General features: G+C 62.7%; 14 protein-coding genes. 6 read left to right on the top strand and 8 right to left on the bottom strand.

Annotation, left to right across the window (positions count from 1 at the left end; translation table 11 throughout):
• Positions 1–214 precede the first annotated feature (214 nt).
• Genes FLL57_RS12050 through csgH form a run of 4 tightly spaced genes read right to left on the bottom strand, consistent with a single transcriptional unit; the run spans position 215 to position 2,363 of the window.
• Complete coding sequence (locus tag FLL57_RS12050) at positions 215–1,090, bottom strand: CsgG/HfaB family protein (protein WP_013501805.1); 876 nt, start codon at positions 1,088–1,090, stop codon at positions 215–217.
• 56 nt (positions 1,091–1,146) lie between these two features.
• Entirely contained in the window at positions 1,147–1,431 is a 285-nt protein-coding gene (locus FLL57_RS12045; RefSeq protein WP_013501806.1) for a curli assembly protein CsgF, read from the bottom strand.
• Between the two features lie 33 nt (positions 1,432–1,464).
• Entirely contained in the window at positions 1,465–1,962 is a 498-nt protein-coding gene (locus tag FLL57_RS12040; RefSeq protein ID WP_235677127.1) for a hypothetical protein, read from the bottom strand.
• A gap of 17 nt (positions 1,963–1,979) precedes the next feature.
• A complete protein-coding gene (gene csgH / locus FLL57_RS12035; protein WP_142882997.1) occupies positions 1,980–2,363 on the bottom strand; it encodes a curli-like amyloid fiber formation chaperone CsgH in 384 nt (127 codons plus the stop codon).
• A gap of 556 nt (positions 2,364–2,919) precedes the next feature.
• On the opposite strand from csgH, the gene FLL57_RS12030 reads away from it, so the two are divergent.
• Together FLL57_RS12030 and FLL57_RS12025 are read left to right on the top strand one after the other, a co-directional pair.
• A complete protein-coding gene (locus FLL57_RS12030) occupies positions 2,920–4,668 on the top strand; it encodes a beta strand repeat-containing protein (RefSeq protein WP_142882996.1) in 1,749 nt (582 codons plus the stop codon).
• Positions 4,669–5,064: 396 nt separating this feature from the next.
• Positions 5,065–5,481 (top strand): helix-turn-helix domain-containing protein, encoded by a 417-nt coding sequence (locus FLL57_RS12025; protein WP_013501810.1) that lies wholly within the window; start codon positions 5,065–5,067, stop codon positions 5,479–5,481.
• 391 nt (positions 5,482–5,872) lie between these two features.
• Here the strand turns inward: FLL57_RS12025 and FLL57_RS12020 are convergent, their stop codons facing one another.
• On the bottom strand, positions 5,873–6,358 hold the full coding sequence (locus tag FLL57_RS12020) for a hypothetical protein (RefSeq protein ID WP_142882995.1): 486 nt from the start codon (positions 6,356–6,358) through the stop codon (positions 5,873–5,875).
• 390 nt (positions 6,359–6,748) lie between these two features.
• A complete protein-coding gene (locus FLL57_RS12015) occupies positions 6,749–7,231 on the bottom strand; it encodes a hypothetical protein (protein ID WP_013501812.1) in 483 nt (160 codons plus the stop codon).
• A 693-nt stretch (positions 7,232–7,924) separates the two neighbouring features.
• On the opposite strand from FLL57_RS12015, the gene FLL57_RS12010 reads away from it, so the two are divergent.
• From FLL57_RS12010 to FLL57_RS11995, 4 genes are all read left to right on the top strand, one after another.
• Positions 7,925–8,788, top strand: a complete 864-nt coding sequence (locus FLL57_RS12010) for a TIGR04325 family methyltransferase (RefSeq protein ID WP_235677126.1) — start codon at positions 7,925–7,927, stop codon at positions 8,786–8,788.
• Between the two features lie 365 nt (positions 8,789–9,153).
• The gene (locus FLL57_RS12005) at positions 9,154–10,935 is read left to right on the top strand and encodes a DUF4407 domain-containing protein (protein WP_235677125.1); all 1,782 of its coding nucleotides are present in this window, start codon (positions 9,154–9,156) and stop codon (positions 10,933–10,935) included.
• 243 nt (positions 10,936–11,178) lie between these two features.
• Positions 11,179–12,615 (top strand): mannose-1-phosphate guanylyltransferase/mannose-6-phosphate isomerase, encoded by a 1,437-nt coding sequence (locus FLL57_RS12000; protein ID WP_142882992.1) that lies wholly within the window; start codon positions 11,179–11,181, stop codon positions 12,613–12,615.
• Positions 12,616–12,683: 68 nt separating this feature from the next.
• Positions 12,684–14,180 (top strand): phosphomannomutase/phosphoglucomutase, encoded by a 1,497-nt coding sequence (locus FLL57_RS11995; RefSeq protein ID WP_142882991.1) that lies wholly within the window; start codon positions 12,684–12,686, stop codon positions 14,178–14,180.
• A gap of 121 nt (positions 14,181–14,301) precedes the next feature.
• On the opposite strand, the gene FLL57_RS11990 is transcribed toward FLL57_RS11995, so the two are convergent.
• Together FLL57_RS11990 and FLL57_RS11985 are read right to left on the bottom strand one after the other, a co-directional pair.
• Positions 14,302–14,982, bottom strand: coding sequence for a hypothetical protein (locus tag FLL57_RS11990; RefSeq protein ID WP_142882990.1), 681 nt, complete (start codon positions 14,980–14,982; stop codon positions 14,302–14,304).
• A gap of 410 nt (positions 14,983–15,392) precedes the next feature.
• Positions 15,393–16,073, bottom strand: coding sequence for a site-2 protease family protein (locus FLL57_RS11985; protein ID WP_142882989.1), 681 nt, complete (start codon positions 16,071–16,073; stop codon positions 15,393–15,395).

Here is a 16,073-nt window from a genome sequence, read left to right as displayed (position 1 = left end):
GGTAGTCTCGGCTGACGTCGGGGGCGCTGTCGCAACGGCAGAAGCAACCGTTGACGTGAGGGGCGCGCGCCCGACCAATTTGCGCGACGGGACCAAGCGCGCGTCGCATCCGACCGGTCGACATTTTCGCCCTGCGGATAGCTGCCTTCGTCGCGCTCCGGCGGTTCGTTCGAGCTTCGACCTGCGCCGGAATCTGCGAAAGGTCAGTCCCGGATCACATACCAGCCGGGGCGGTGGGAAGAGCGGCCTTCCTTTGCAGCTCGAGTTCACGCATGAAGGCTGAGCCGGCGGCCGGATCCTTGAAGTTCCAGAGATCCTTCTTCACGCCCTCGAAGATCAGCGAGTACACGGCGAGCTGGATGCCTTCACGCACCGCAAGGGTGGTCGGCGAGTTCTTGGTGAAGCCCGCATCGGCCTGCAGCAGGCTGTCGATCGCCACATATTTGAAGCCGGTGCCGCTGATGTTCACGGAGTAGATGATCTTTGTCGTCGTCACGGCGGCGAGCACGCGGCCGGTTTGAACGCTCACCGCCCGCAACGACACGGTGACGATGTCCTGCCGATATTGCGCGCTGCCGCCCAGGCCGAGGTAGTTCGCCCCGATTCCGCCCGTGGTTTCGTTGGTGTCGTATCCGATGATGCCGCCTTCGAGCAGCACGCCGGCGAATCGCAGCGGTGGCAGGCTCTGTGCCTTGTCGCCCTGCAGGGCCGATCGCGTATTCTGAATGATCTGGCGTTCCTGAAGAAGCGGCTGCAGGTCGGCGCGTTCTGCGACGTCGAACCAGTGGCCGCCGCCGGCGGTCAGCAGCACGTCGGTGAGAATCGAGCTGCCGCCCTGAGTGACGGCGCGCGAAAACTCCGCGAAGTTGTCGTTCGACTTGTTCTGACCGGTGAGGTCGGGAAAGTTGTAGACGGCGACATCGAGCTTCTTGGTCGGAGGCGGAAGCTGTTCGAGCACGACGCCGGTCTTGGTCGACGCAACCATGGTTGCGGGCGGCGTCACCGGATCCTTGTCAGTTCCGGTGATAGCGCATCCACCCAAGGAAACAGCCAGCAAGACACACGCCAATGATCCGGCTCTGCTATCCATCGCCGCCGCCCCCCGTTCAACTAACTTAATACTGACCGAGCAATGTTGACGCTCGGTTACGGGCTGGTCGAAGCAGTGGTCGGCGTGCCGCCGATCACGATCACGGACGAACCGCTTCCGATATTGCTCAGCGCCGAGCTCAATCCGGACAGGTCGGGCGTGTTGTTGCTGCCGGATTTGGCCCCCATCCCCTGGGCCTGGGCGGTGCTCAGAAGGAAGTTGCCGTTGAGTGGATTACCATTGAAGGTCGGGCTGACCGGGCGATAAATCTGTTCGGTCGCAAGGCTGGGCGCCGTGAGAATCACCAACGCAGCAGCGGCTAGCAGAAATTTCGACTTCATCCCATCCTCCTAAAAGCTACAAACAATTCGTCTTCAGCGCCTGATCGGCAAGCCTCCGATCAGCAGTGCGCCGTTCGGTAATCGTCCGACAAGTAGGTTCAGCGGCGCTGCACCATTTCCCTGTAGGACGCCGACCGACGTTCCAGACGTACCAAGTAGCACAAGATTGGAGCGAAGGTTGTTGCCGCTCTGCAACACGCCCACCGCATTGTGATGACCGCCGATAATGCCCACGTTGGAGACGTTTCCGAAGCCGTGCTGAGCCTGGAAAACGGAGTTGTAGGAGCCGATTTGCAGCGTGCTTGCGTAATTTCCGCCGCTTACTCTGGGCGCAGCCATCTCCGGAAGAGACTGCTTCTGCTTATTACCGCCGGCAAAGTTCGCCGCGGTACTGTTACCGAGTAACGAGGGCGCTAATCCGATCACAGGGCTGCCGCCATTGCCGGTGGCCTGCGAAATATAGGCGGTTTCTCCGCGTGCGATCGTCGCGTGTCCAAGGCCCGCGGCTGCGACGGCCAGCACGGCGGCCATCGAGTAGAATCGCGATGTCATGGCGAAACACATGATGCGCTCCCTTGATTGGATCTTATCGTTAGTTCGGCCCGAAGCTGTGCGTCTGGCGACCGATCGACGATGACGCTTGTCACCACCTCGTCCGCCGGGCCGGCGAATTCGAAAGTCCCGCTCTGGGCGTTCTGGCTCACGCCGCCTGGCGATTGTTTGAAGACGGTCAGTCGATATTCGCCGGCCGCAGCGTTTCGCGCGTGGACGATCGCGTCGAGTCGCAGCAGATCGCCGTCCGGCGTATTCCTGATCTCGCAGTCGAGGCCCATCGTGTTGCTCGCTCCGGCGTCGGACGACCAGGTCAGAATCAGCAGCAGGCCCGTACTACATCGGGCGAGGCGGCTGATATGTCGTGACGCGGCAAACATCGAAACAGCGGCTCTGGAAACGCGTGAACTGGTATGAACTAATCGACTTGCGTAGTTCGGAATTCGAAAGTGACGTCGTCTTCGTTGGCCAAGGCGGACAAAACTGTCTGATCGGCTTCGCTCGCCTCCCAAGGCGCGGGTAGTTAAACGCGGTTTAACAACCTCTACAAGAGTGGACTGCGAGTTGAATTAATTTGTCATCGGCCGGCTCGCTGTGTCGGCCAAAGAATCGCAAAAGTCACGATTTTTCGCCTTGAAGTGCACTGCTTTTCGCTGAGTTCCGGCGGTGTTGACATATGAGTCAACACCGGCGAGCTGCGGGGCCGCGGCGCGTTGACTTGCATGTCAACGCGCCGGACGGCGGCCGGTCGTCAGCGCCCCGATTCCTCAAAAACCGACCTGTTAGCTGACTGTTAGTTGGGCCGCGCTGCCCGGTTAGGTTGACGGTTAAAGTAAATAACCGGTTTACGGTTGTCCGAATAGTTAAGTTGGAGTTAAATCGATTTCGAGGGCGGCGATGGTCGTCGACCCCGCTTCGGATAACAGGGAATAAGTCATGAGAATGCTGACAACGCTGGCCGTTCTGTTGGCCACGACGTCGCTGGCTTCCGCCGCCAGCAACGAGTCGTTCATCGTGCAGGCCGGGTCGACCAACCAAGCGATCGCCGGCCAGACCGGTGGTAACAACAAGCAGGGCACCGTTCAGCTCGGTCGCGGCAATTCGGCGCTGACCGCGCAGAGCGCCGCTTCGTCGAAGACCAACGAGTCGGGCGTCCTGCAGATGGGCGTGCAGAACGGCGCCGTCGCGCTGCAAACCGGTGGCAACAACAAGCAGGGCACCGTGCAGGGCGGTGTGCGCAACTTCGCCGTCACTTCGCAGAAGGGCCGGCAGAGCGCCGCCACGCCGAACGACTCGACGACCGCCCAGTTCGGCGCGTTCAACGGCTCGATCGTGAATCAGAAGGACGGCAACAACAAGCAGACCACGCTGCAGGTCGGCGGTAACAACTTCGCGGCGACCTCGCAGGACAACGCCGGCGCCAACAAGAACACCTCCTCGACCACCCAGCTCGGCGCCTTCAACAGCGCGCTGGTCGGCCAGACCGGCGGCAACAACAACCAGACCACTCTGAGCGTCGGCGTCGGCAACTTCGCCGCCACCAGCCAGATCGGCGCCGCCGGTGGCAACAACGAGTCGGCGACCCTGCAGTTCGGCAGCTTCAACCGGTCGTTCGCCGGTCAGGCCGGCGGCGGCAACGATCAGGGCACGATGCAGTTCGGCTACGGCAACCTGTCGGCGACCGGCCAGTTGGCCAACGCCCAGGGCGCCACCAACTCGGCGCTCACCACCCAGATCGGCGTCGGCAACAAGGCGATGACCCTGCAGAGCACCAAGGGCTCGCCGAGCTTCGCGGCGAACGACGGTTCGGTCTCGGGCTCGCTCACGACCACCAAGGCGTATTGGGATTTCGGCGGTCTGCATCAGCCGGGCACCACCAGCTACGGCCCGTACTCTTGGCCGTACACCGCGCCGGCGGTTTCCGGCGGCACCAACGCAGCGACGACTCTGCAGGTGGGTAAGGGCAACTCTGCTCTGACGGTGCAGAACTCGGAAGGTGCTCGTGCTCCGCTGTCGGTTTCCGTCTCGGATACGGTGCTGGTCGGTGTGGAGAACAAACAGATCGGCTCGTGGAATATTCCGACGACAAAGCTGGCTTACGGGACGGTCTCGGCGACCGCTAACCTTCCCCAGGCGATCGCGCTGAACGGCGTCAACAACAACGCCGCGACCATCCAGGTCGGCAAGAAGAACGCCGCGATCACCATGCAGAACGGCGTCAGCGCTCTGCCGGTGTCGAACGACTCGCTGGTCGCGCAGTTCGGCGAGAAGAACGCCGCGCTGGTCAGCCAGCAGAACGGCCTGAACGGTCAGGCCACCATCCAGCTCGGTGACCGCAACAGCGCCGTCACGCTGCAGAAGAACGCGCCGCTGTCCGGCACGGTCAACGCCGCGGCGACCATCCAGGCCGGCTCGAAGAACCGCGCCTTCACCAACCAGATCGCCAATCCGCTCAATGTCGGCGCCAACGGATCGCTGATCGCCCAGTTCGGCAACAGCAATACCGCGGTCGCCGCCCAGAGCACCGGCCTGCAGCCGATGATCGGCGCGCTGAACACCCAGGCGACCGTCCAGGTCGGCACGGGCAACTACGCCGTGACCGCCCAGAACAGCGCGACCGTCACCAACACCTCCGTGACGGCGCAGTTCGGCTCGCACAACGTCGCCTTCACCTCTCAGCACTAAGGTGCCTTCGGATGGCGGGACGTCAGTCCCGCCATCTCCTTTTGACGGCTGACGCCGCTTCCTTTTAACGGCTGACGCCGCTGCGGCCCTTGCCTTAGGCAAGATTCTGAAGCGTTCGCTCAGGAAGCGTCCTGGGGGACGCGAAAGTCCTCGGAAGAATTGGTCCGATATCCAGTTCGGTTGAACCGTAGCCCGGCAAGAACCTACTAAATCTCAAGACTTGGGGCCGGGCGTCGTCCGGGGATGGATATTCAGCAACACTCCGCGTGTATTCAATCGGCAATCCGACAAAAGGGCTGTCAACCCGGCTGCTTTGGTGCACAATGAACACTACTTGCAACTGATTGGACGGCGCCACTTTGTATTGAGGATCGCGGCTGGGTAGGAGGTTCCGCAGTGACGTCTTATCATTTCGATATCGGCGGTCGTGCGCAGAAGGCAGGACGGTTTATTGCCCGCGTACGAGACGAATTGCTCAAGGTGCTTTCAGAAAAGAAGAGGGACGGCCTGACCCAACAGGCACTCGCCAAGCGTCTCGGCGTCAATCGTTCCGTCATCAATCGCCAGCTCTCCGGCGAAAGCAATCTCACCTTACGGAGTCTGGCCGATCTGGCCTGGGCGATGGACATGGAGCTGTCGTTCGAGCTCCGACAGCCAGAACGCCATGCCGGGCAGAATGAGCCGGTGACGACTTCCACGCTGAGTTACGGACAGATCAAGGTCGTGAACATCTGCTCGGTGAAGAATGACCATCTTCCCGACCAGCGCGCTCGCAATTCCAATTTTCAGAGCTTCTCGGGAGCCGCGGAGTAGGGCTCTCGTCCCGCGGGCGCGCGGCGTCGGCTGCCCGGATCTGTGGCCCCGCGCGACTGCTCAGCCGATCGGTTTCAGTGCTGCAGTCGCTCCATCAGTACAAAGCCCGTCACGGAAATGACATATCGCCGGCAGCCGGCGCCGTGCGGGCTCGTTCACATCGGACAGCTCAGACAATCTGAAGGTCGGGCAAGTTTGGTAGCCCGGGTTGACGTCCGGGCCCGACGCTTGCGGTCCTCGTCCGGATCTCGATGACCGAAGGTCGGTCACTGCCCCGCACAGGATGGCGGGCGGGATAGCCGGCTGCGATCAAGGGCGGGGCCGGCGTGTTCGATGCCGGCGCGCCGGCGACGAGTAATGTCGTGGAAGGGCGTCCGGCGATCGGCGGCCCTCAGTTGATGGCGGCTTGTCCTTGCTCCAGGGCGACCGGAGTCGTTGCCTGCGACGAGACCGCGAGTGATCCGAGATGCAGTTCGGTCGGGCTGTCGTTGATGACGGCGCGCACGTGGATCATGCCGGGTGATTTGATTTCGCAAGGCGAAAAGATCAGGCTCGCCGCAACCACGATGAATGGCATCATCGGCTGATCTTTCGGCAGGCTGGTGAGAAGATTGATCTGGTCCTTCAGCGCAGGGACTTCGATCGTCTCCTCGGCGATCGGTTTGTCTTCGCCCGGCAGATAGCATCGGACCCGCAGCGATCTGTAAGGCTGGTCGGCGGGCGAGAAGACGTTGAAGTGCACACACAGTTTGGGCAGCGACAGAGGAAACTCGTTCTTCACGAACATCGCCGAGTTGTAGCAGCCGATAAAGCTGAGTTTTCCGCCGGCTTCGGTGCGAATGTCGTCGCAGAAGATACAATATCCATACCGTTCCATTTTAACTCGCTTGAATAATAGGGTGTCGGAAAAGCATTCGGGCCAAAAGGCCGACTGAGCCGGATGTCTCAGTGAGCGCGCAGGGCCTGACCGGGCATTTCAACGCGTGTCGTCTGAACGTTCCGATCGACAGATCGCATGGGTGCAGCGCCGGAAAGCGCCCGGCGACAATCCTGCACCTCGGCTCGGGACGGAGCCGACCTAATCAAATTCAGTATCCGTGCGGCGCAGCTTTCGTCATCGGCAAGCGAGCGGCCCGAGTCGCCGAGCCGGCCAGCTAATTGACCGGCCGGCATCGCCACCGTCTGTTCGCGTGCCGCTGAAGCGCCGGAGCCGGCAGCTTGAAACGAGGTCGAAGTACGCGTCGTAGTTGTTGAATGGCCGCCAAGTTCACATCGAAATGACGTCATCGGGCGAACTCCCTGTGACACACAGGGTAGAATCTATACCCAATTCTCGTCGAATTCGGCGGACTGATGTGCGGTAACCTTTATATAAATTGTGATCTTTCACGTGGTCGGTCCAATCGCCGAAAACCGCCACGAAACAATCCTTGCGCAAGAACCAGCCGAAGATGCGCACGTCGGGGGTCTTCAGCTCCCATACGGCACTTTGCTCGACGCGTATCATTCTGAATTGTCGGACATAAACCAATGGTCGTCCGGCCATATAGGCGTAGAACAGCGCGTCGACCTGTTCGGCAGGTGTCGCCTCGCCGAGCCGTTGCTCGGGCTCCGCGCCCCCCAGCAGGTTCTCCAGCCATCCGATGAAACTGGGGGTGCCGTACAGCAGCCGGGCGGGCTGCTCGCCCGCTCCGAGATCCACCTCGATCCGTCGTATCACCCCTTGCCGCAGCAGATCCTCGATCGTCACGTGTCCCCGCGCGCTCCCCTTACGATCAGACTTAGCTCTGCAGGGCCCGCTCGATTGCCGCAGGCTTCTACAAAGCTGCCGGAATCCCCACCGGCAGCCCGACCAGATTCCCGTGCAAATTCGGTCGCGTCGTGGCCGAATGTTGCATTTCCCGCTTTCGTTCAGCGCCCCGTCGCTCGACGCGTATCGTCCACCAGCACCCGCGTTCGTTCAAGATAGAATGCAGCCGGTGGTTGTGTGAACGCTTTCTGCGCGTCATTCACAACGGACGTTCGCCGGTCGTTGCCCTTCCATTTCCAACGCCGGGAACGCTCGCTGTGCGTCGGGATCATTGTGCGAGGTTAACTCGGGCGAGGGCAGGGCACGCCCGCTGCGATCCACATTGGAAGGGGCATTGGGTTAACAAACACCTTCAGGATTGACTAAGAGTCTCGGGATCTCGTTTCCGTTTGGCGCAGCAGTTTTCGCTGGTCGGGCGGCCTGCAAACGGTTCTGCCCGACAGGGCGGCAAGCGTCCGAAATGGAGGTCTGCGTATCAACGCCAATTGTGGTTGCCGATGTCGAGCGGGGGAGGGCGATCGGCCGCGGCACCTCGGCATGGTGAGCAACAGTAGAGGTCGCGATGACGCCGGAAATCGCGCATCATTCAAATGACCGATGCGGACGGCGGCAGATTGGAAGGGCAGGGTGGTGATGGGATTTCAGAAATTGCGCGTCATGATCGGCTCCACCACCGCAATCGGTCTCCGGGCGCTCGCGCGATTGCCCCATGGCGCGCGGCTGATCGGTCTGGCGGCGAGCTACCCGGTGATCGAGCGTTGGTTGAGGGCGCTTCTGTGTGTCTATCAGCCCTTCCCGGACATCGAGACGGCGACCAAGTATATCCGCAGGTTCATACCGGCCGGTCACGAGCACTCCGACGTCGTGAGCCAGCTCAAGCAGTTTGCCGATGTGACGCGCGAGAGCGACTACCCGGTGCTGTTCTATTTGTCTGGTTGCGCGCCGGGCCTGTCGCGCGTCTTCGATCTCGGCGGCGGGATCGGCAACTTGTTCTACCCCTACGACCGCGAACTGCGACTGCCTGCGACGCTGCGCTGGATGGTGCATGATCTGCCGGACAAGGAAGAGATCGTGCTGCAGTTCGCACAATCGCGACACGAAAACCGGATCGGGTTTTCCCGGCGGATGGAAGACGCCTCCGGTGTCGATCTGTTCATCGTCTCCGGGGCGCTGCACTATTTTGAAGACGAACTGGCGGTGATCCTCGCCAGGCTCGCCGAACTGCCGCGCCTGGTGGTCGTCAACCGAACGCCGTTCTCGCGGGCGGATCCGATCGTGACGACGCAGGTCGGCGACGGCTATGTGCACGCCTGCAAACTCCACAGTCAGGCGGCGACGATTGCGGGCATGGAAGCCGTTGGGTACCGGCTGGTTGCGCGATGGCCTGTCCACGAGCGGGCAAGCCGGGTGCCGCTCCGTCCGGACCTGAACGACACATACTGGGGACTTTTCTTCGTGCTCGAGGCCGATCGCCGACGGCGGGACGCTTCGCTGTGAACGACGACCTTTGCATCCGCGGCCGGGCCGTCCGGAGCGTCGGTGATTTCAAACTGGTCGATCGCTATTGGTATAAAGGCTCGACAGGCCTCGAACGAGTCCGGTCGGCGGTGTGACCTGCTCCGATTAGTTGATCGGCAAGCAGACGCGTTGACATATATGTCAACCGGCCGCGTCGAGATAACTGGTTGTGCCGCGCAGTCGGAGAGCGAAGCGCCTTTTTACCGGCTTTTTCCCAGTTGAGTTAACCTTTGACTAATCAGTTCATTGCCCGGCGCCTCCAAAAGGTGTTCGATCTTCATTCCGGGCGTCGGCCGGGAACGGCCTGAATCTGGTTCATAGAGGGGTGAAACATGCTCCAACGAATGCTTTATTTCATTGCCGGGGTCGACCGGGAGCTGATCGCCCGCTGCCCGCCGACCGACCGAATTTGGGCCATGCAGATCGGTTTTTCGCTCTGCCTTTCGTTCCTGGTGGTGTTCGGGGTCTCGTACTACGCCCTCGGCTATATCGTCGATTCGACGCCGCTGCGATCATCCATTGCGGTGGTGATCGCGCTTACCGTGATGATGTTCGATCGTGCGTTGTTTCAGTCCGACTGGTTCGTGCAGGGCGCGTTCTGGTTGGACGACGACCAATCCGGGACGGCCGGGGAGGGGCTGAGGCGCTCGGTTTGGCAGTTCGTGAGGATCGCTGCGCGTCTGGCGATCTCGCTGGGGCTCGCCTGGGTAATTGCTCTGTTTCTCGAGCTCGCGCTGTTTTCCGATGCGATCTCGCAGAAGATCGATCGTGATCGGGTCGCCGGCAATCGCCCGATCTTCGAGCAGATCGACAAATACGCATCGGGGCTCGACCGGGAGATCGCGGAAAGCCGCTCCCAACTGACCGCGATCGAACAGCACCAGCGCGAACTGCTGGCGCAGGCGCCGCTCCCCTCCGAGAATCCTGCCGCGGCGGATCCGGATGTCGAGCGCGAGTTGAAGGCGCTCGCCGAGCGCGAAGTCGGCGTTCGTGGCGAGGTCAGAGAGCTCGAGGAGACGATCAGGGAGCAGTCCCTCGATATGAGCGCGGAGCAGTTCGGTGAAAAGCTGCGGCCGACCAATAGCGGGCGAGCCGGGGCCGGGCGACGCTACGAACTCGCCAAGAAGCAGAAGGAGGCGGCTGAAATCCTTCTGCAGTCGCGCCAGGCGGAATTGTCGGACATCGTCGCGAGGCGCGAACGCATCAAGAATGACGCGGCTGCGCGCGTGGCGGCGGACCTGGCGCAACGGGAAGAACAGAGGCAGGAGTTCGCGGCCAAGCGGGCGGCCATCCAGAACCAGGTGGACACGGCACGCGCGAACTTCCAGATGCTGGAAAGCCAGCGCGAGGCCAAGGTGCAGCGCTATCGCGAACGCACGCTGGAAGGCTCCTTCGTCCAGCAAAGGAAGGACAGCAATGATCCCTTGGTGAGACTGACGGCCTATCAGGCTTTGAAGAGTGATCCGCAGGAAGGGCCGGCGATCACGTTGTTCTCGTGGATGATACGGCTTTTCGTCGTGTTCCTCGAAATCGTTCCGGTCGTCACCAAGATCTTCTTTTCTCCGCCGAGCATGTACGCGATCAACGTCCAGTCCCAGCTCAAATCCGCGCGGGTCGCTGCGAGATCGATGACGTGGAAGCTGGCGGATGCGGAGCCGGAACGCGACCGGCACAGCCCGGAGCCTGTGGCGCCTGCGATCGAGCCCAGTCAGGCGGACCATCGGGTGACCCCGATATTCCCGAGGTCAGAAACGCCCGAGAGGTCAGCGCCGCCTGAAACGGCCCGAGCTCCGTCGAATCCCGTGGCAAGACGACGATGGGGACTGCCGCTGCGGAGGGCGAAGGAGGAGTATCCGGCGCCCACCAATGACCAGACGATGATCGCGGCGATTCCGGTGCCTGCCGAGATCGGTGACAAGGCCGAGGCTCGACTCGTCGATGAAGTTGCGATTGCGCCTGCGGCGCCGGCGGACGAGGAGCCGCAGGTCGAGCATGCCGTCCCCGTCAGCCAGCCCGAGGACGGGGAACGTCTGGTGGTCGTCTACAACGGAGGAGGCGTGCGGGACGTCGGTCCCAGCTCGCTTGCCGCCACAGAGAACGAGATCGCGACGCCGCGCCGTGCCTGACAGAGATATTCATCGTTACGCCACGGACCTCATCTTGATGGTCGAGAGGCCGCATCTCAGAGTCGAGCGTCGTGCGACCTGTCGGACGGGTGCGGGATGAGGTCTGTGGCGTTCCTGAATGCTGTGGCGGTGAGACGATATGTCGGGCGAGCGACGACGGCGGATGGATGACCGCAGTGGGCTTTTCGACCAGATCGTGGACGTCAACCACGAGCAGATCGTTATCACAGTTGGGTGTTTTCGATGAACGGTGTCTGGAAGTCTGCGAACGATCGTAGGTGCGTGCCCCTGATCATGTGCGGCGGCGCGGGGACGCGGCTTTGGCCTGCGTCGCGGGAGGTGCGTCCGAAGCAGTTCCTGCCGCTGTTCGGCAAGCGCTCGACGTTTCAGGAGACGCTGTTGCGGGTATCCGATCCTGCGCTGTTCGGTCGGCCGATCGTGATGACCAATACGGGCTATCGCTTCATCGTCCTGGAGCAGCTCAGCGAGCTGGGCATCGAGGCCGATATCCTGCTGGAGCCGGCGCGCCGGGATTCCGGCCCGGCGATCGCCGCCGGTGCGGTCCTGGCCGATCAGCGCGATGCGAATGCCGTGGTTCTGGCGCTGGCGGCGGATCATGTGGTCCGCGATACGCGCAGCTTTGTCGAGGCCTGCCGCGCCGGCAAGGTCGCCGCCGACGAGGGCTTCATCGTGACCTTCGGGGTGAAGCCGGAACGGCCCGCGAGCGACTACGGCTATATTCGCCCGGGTGACCGGATCACCGACGGCGTGTTCAAGGTCGGGACATTCGTCGAGAAGCCCGACGCGGCGACGGCCGCGACCTATGTCGAGCAAGGCTATCTGTGGAACAGCGGCAACTTCATGTTCCGCGCGGCCTCGCTGCTGGAGGAGTACCGGCAGCATGATCCCGACAGCATCGCCAGCATTACCGAGGCGGTGACGGGCGCCGGCCGCGATCTCGGCTTTGTGACGCTCGCGCCGGAGGCGTTCGGCCGGGCCAGGGCGATCTCGGTCGACTACGCGGTGATGGAAAAGACCGCACGCGCCGCCGTGGTGCCGGTCGATTGCGGCTGGTCCGATGTCGGCTCGTGGCACGCGGTGTGGGAGCTGTCCGACAAGGACGACCACGGCAATGCCGCGCAGGGCATGGCGGTGTTCGAGGACAGCCGCAATTGCAACGTGACCTCGGACAAGGCGCTGGTGGCGCTGGAGGGCGTCGACGATCTGGTGGTGGTGGCGACCACGGACGCGATCCTGGTGTCGCGCCAGAAGGATGCCAACGGCCTGAAGCGCCTGGTCGCCAAACTCAAGACGGTGGCGCCGGAAGTGACCCAGCAGCATCTGCGGGTGCATCGTCCCTGGGGCAGCTACCAGTCGCTCGACACCGGCGACCGGCATCAGGTCAAGCGCATCGTGGTGAAGGCCGGCGGCCGGCTGTCGCTGCAGAAGCATCACCACCGTTCCGAGCACTGGATCGTGGTGCGCGGCACGGCGCTGGTCACGGTCAACGATCTGGTCAAGAACGTTCACGAGAACGAGTCGATCTACATCCCGATCGGGGCGACCCATCGGCTCGAGAACCCGGGCAAGATCCCGCTGGAGCTGATCGAGGTCCAGACCGGCAGCTATCTCGGAGAAGACGACATCATTCGCATCGAGGACGACTACCGGAGGGCCTGACGGCCGGCGTCGCGCGGGCTTTCCGCAAACCCGCATCCCTGTTCTATCGTTGTGTGAGTTGTCCGCCGATGTTTCCGACGCCGCAGCCGCTTCTGACGGCCAATACCTACGCCTACGAATCCGAGCCGATGGTCAAGCCCACCGGCTTCCGCGAATACGACGCGCGCTGGCTGTTCGGCCAGGAGATCAACCTGATGGGCGTTCAGGCGCTCGGCATGGGGCTCGGCACGCTGATCGCCGAGCTCGGCCGGCCGCAGGAGATCGTCACCGGGCACGACTTCCGCGGCTATTCGGCGTCGATCAAATACGCGCTGATCGCCGGGCTGATGGCGTCGGGCTGCAAGGTGCACGACATCGGGCTGGCGGTGACGCCGATGGCGTATTACGCGCAGTTCGATCTCGACGTGCCGTGCGTCGCGATGGTCACCGCCTCGCACAACGACAACGGCTGGACCGGCGTCAAGATGGGCGCCAACCGGCCGCTGACCTTCGGCCCCGACGAGATGAACCGGCTGAAGCAGATCGTACTCGGCGCCGAGTTCAAGGCCGGCAGCGGCTCCTACGTCTTTCATGAGAACTATCCGGCGCGCTACATCGCCGACCTGACCAAACACGCCAGGCTGAAGCGCAAGCTCAAGGTGGTGGTCGCCTGCGGCAACGGCACCGCCGGCGCGTTCGCGCCGCAGGTGATGGAAGCGATCGGCTGCGAGGTGATCCCGCTCGACACCGAACTCGACCACACCTTCCCGAAATACAATCCGAACCCCGAAGACATGGAGATGCTGCACGCGATCCGCGACGCGGTGCTGCAGCACAACGCCGATCTCGGCCTCGGCTTCGACGGCGACGGCGACCGCTGCGGCGTGGTCGACGACACCGGCGAGGAGATTTTCGCCGACAAGGTCGGGGTGATGCTGGCGCGCGACATGTCGGCGATCCACCCCAACGCGCGCTTCGTGGTCGACGTCAAATCCACCGGGCTGTTCGCCACCGATCCGGTGCTGCAACGGCAGGGCGCCAGGACCGAATATTGGAAGACCGGCCACTCCTACATGAAGCGCCGCACCAACGAGAGCAACGCGCTCGCCGGCTTCGAAAAATCCGGCCACTTCTTCTTCAACGCGCCGCTCGGCCGCGGCTATGACGACGGCCTCGTCTCGGCGATCGCGATCTGCGAGATGCTGGACCGCGCGCCGGGCAAATCGATGTCGCAGCTCAAGGACGCACTGCCCAAGACCTGGTCGTCGCCGACGATGTCGCCGCATTGCGCCGACGAGGTGAAGTATCGGGTGATCGACGAGGTCGTGAAGCATTTCGAAGCCGCACAGGCGAACGGCGATCTCGTCGCCGGGCAGAAGATCCGCGATCTGGTCACCGTCAACGGCGTCCGGGTCACCTGCGCCGATGGAAGCTGGGGGCTGGTGCGGGCATCCTCGAACAAGCCCGAGCTGGTGGTGGTAGTCGAAAGCCCGGTGTCCGAGCAGCGGATGCACGACATGTTCGAAGCCGTGAACCTCGTGCTGCGCCAGCATCCCGAAGTCGGCGCGTACAACCAGACGATCTGACTCCCATCGAATCCGACGAGAGATCATCGACAAGCTCGAGGTCGACGTCCGGAAGATGCCTGCATGGGTCGGACGCCAATGTGCGGCGTGCCGGGCGCCAAAGTCACGAGCGGCTGTTGTGCTATGGCGAGGCGGGTGTCGACGCCATGGCCATTGACGGGCCGAGCCCTCGGACATATCCGGCCCGGTCGGCCGGTACCGGCTGCCACCAATCGGAGATGAGCTGTTCACGTCCTCTGTAGTGGGTCGCGAGATCGACGAACGGGCGCTCTTTCGGCGGGATGGCGGACTCCAGCTTGTAGATCGACCTGGTGCCTTCCTGCGCATCCAGCTCGTCGCTGAAGCGCTGAATTTCCAACCCGCGATAGTTGGGCATCATGTGAAGGAAGCCGAGATGTGCCAGCCGGCTGAGCTGCAGGAGTTCGATCACCGACAGGTCGACGCGGACGTGGCCTTCGGCCGGTGCCATCATCTCGACGCCTTCCGCCTGGCCTTTCGAACAGCAGGCTTCACCGATCGCGTCGGCCAAAATCGAGAGCTGGAGATGGTATCGTTCGACGTCCTTTGGTTTCAGATGCGGACGTCGATTGAACATCGCTTTGATTTCGGCGATTGCTTTCGACACGCCTTCAGGACTGGCTCTCGCGGCGATTTCGTAGTGGCGACCGATCCCACGGACGATCTGCCGAACGGCCTCATCCATGCCTCTGATCCTGCCGTGCTGGTAGTATGATCTAGCTGAAGACCAGCACGCCCAAAACAGGGCGATCAGAAGGCCGACGACTATCAGCAGCACGATCATTCCAGCCCCCGCTTGAATGTCTCTCGAAGCAAGTCCTCAGCACAGTCCGGCGCCACTCTAGTGAGTTCTGGTAATTCAATCGTAAATTAGTAAGCGATCGCCAAAAGCGCCGCCGGACGGGTGCGAACGTCCAAATTACTTGCTGCGACGATGGGGGATGGACGGCCGTGTCCGTGTCGTCCCGGGAGGCTCGGACGAATCCATGTGAGCCCGAGTCGTCCGACGGCGCTGCCGAGATCCGGCTCATGCTGGGAGAGGCTGCAGGCCCCAGCCCGCCAGTCGCTGGTCGGCGAACTGTGGTGGACGACGGTGCCTGTACGGGATCCCGATGGCTCGGGGCGAGCGGCACAGGCGGTGCGACAACGGGACGCGGCGCCTCGGTCGGGCTGCCGTTTGAGGCGACGCCCGCGTCAGGCCGCGCCGGTGAGGCGCAGGATCGCGTGAACCACGAACTGGCTCGATTGCGCGATGAACCGCGTCGCCACGCCGATCCCGGCCATCGGCAGGATGAAGATCAGCGTCAGCAGGATCAGCATGCCGTAAGGTTCGAGCCGGTCGAGTGGCCGCGCCAGCGCCCGTGGCAGGATCCCCACCGCAATGCGGCCGCCGTCGAGCGGCGGGATCGGCAGCAGATTGAAGATCGCCAGCACCACGTTGATCAGCAGCGCGTTGACGAGGTTCTGTGCGAGCCATTGCCCGGCTTCGCCGGGCACGTAGCCGACGAGATGAAACGACAGCCCCGCGAGCGCGGCCAGCGCCAGATTGATCGCGGGACCGGCGGCCGCGACCAGCACCATGTCGCGGCGCGGGTGGCTCAGATTGCGGAAGTTCACCGGCACCGGCTTGGCGTAGCCGAACAGAAACGGCGACTGGATCACCAGCAGCAGCAGCAGCAGCGGCAGCAGCACCGTGCCGAACGGATCGATGTGCCTGATCGGATTGAAGCTGACGCGGCCGAGCATCCAGGCGGTGTTGTCGCCGCAAAGCTTCGCCACATAGGCGTGCGCGGCCTCGTGGAAGGTGATCGCGATCAGGAGCGGCAACGCCCACACCGAGATCACCAGCATCATGTTGGACAATGATTCAGTCAT

The sequence above is a fragment of the Rhodopseudomonas palustris genome (assembly GCF_007005445.1).
GTDB lineage: Bacteria > Pseudomonadota > Alphaproteobacteria > Rhizobiales > Xanthobacteraceae > Rhodopseudomonas > Rhodopseudomonas palustris_G.
The sequence above is the reverse complement of the archived record's forward strand: the minus strand, read 5'-3'. Positions and strand labels throughout refer to the sequence as shown.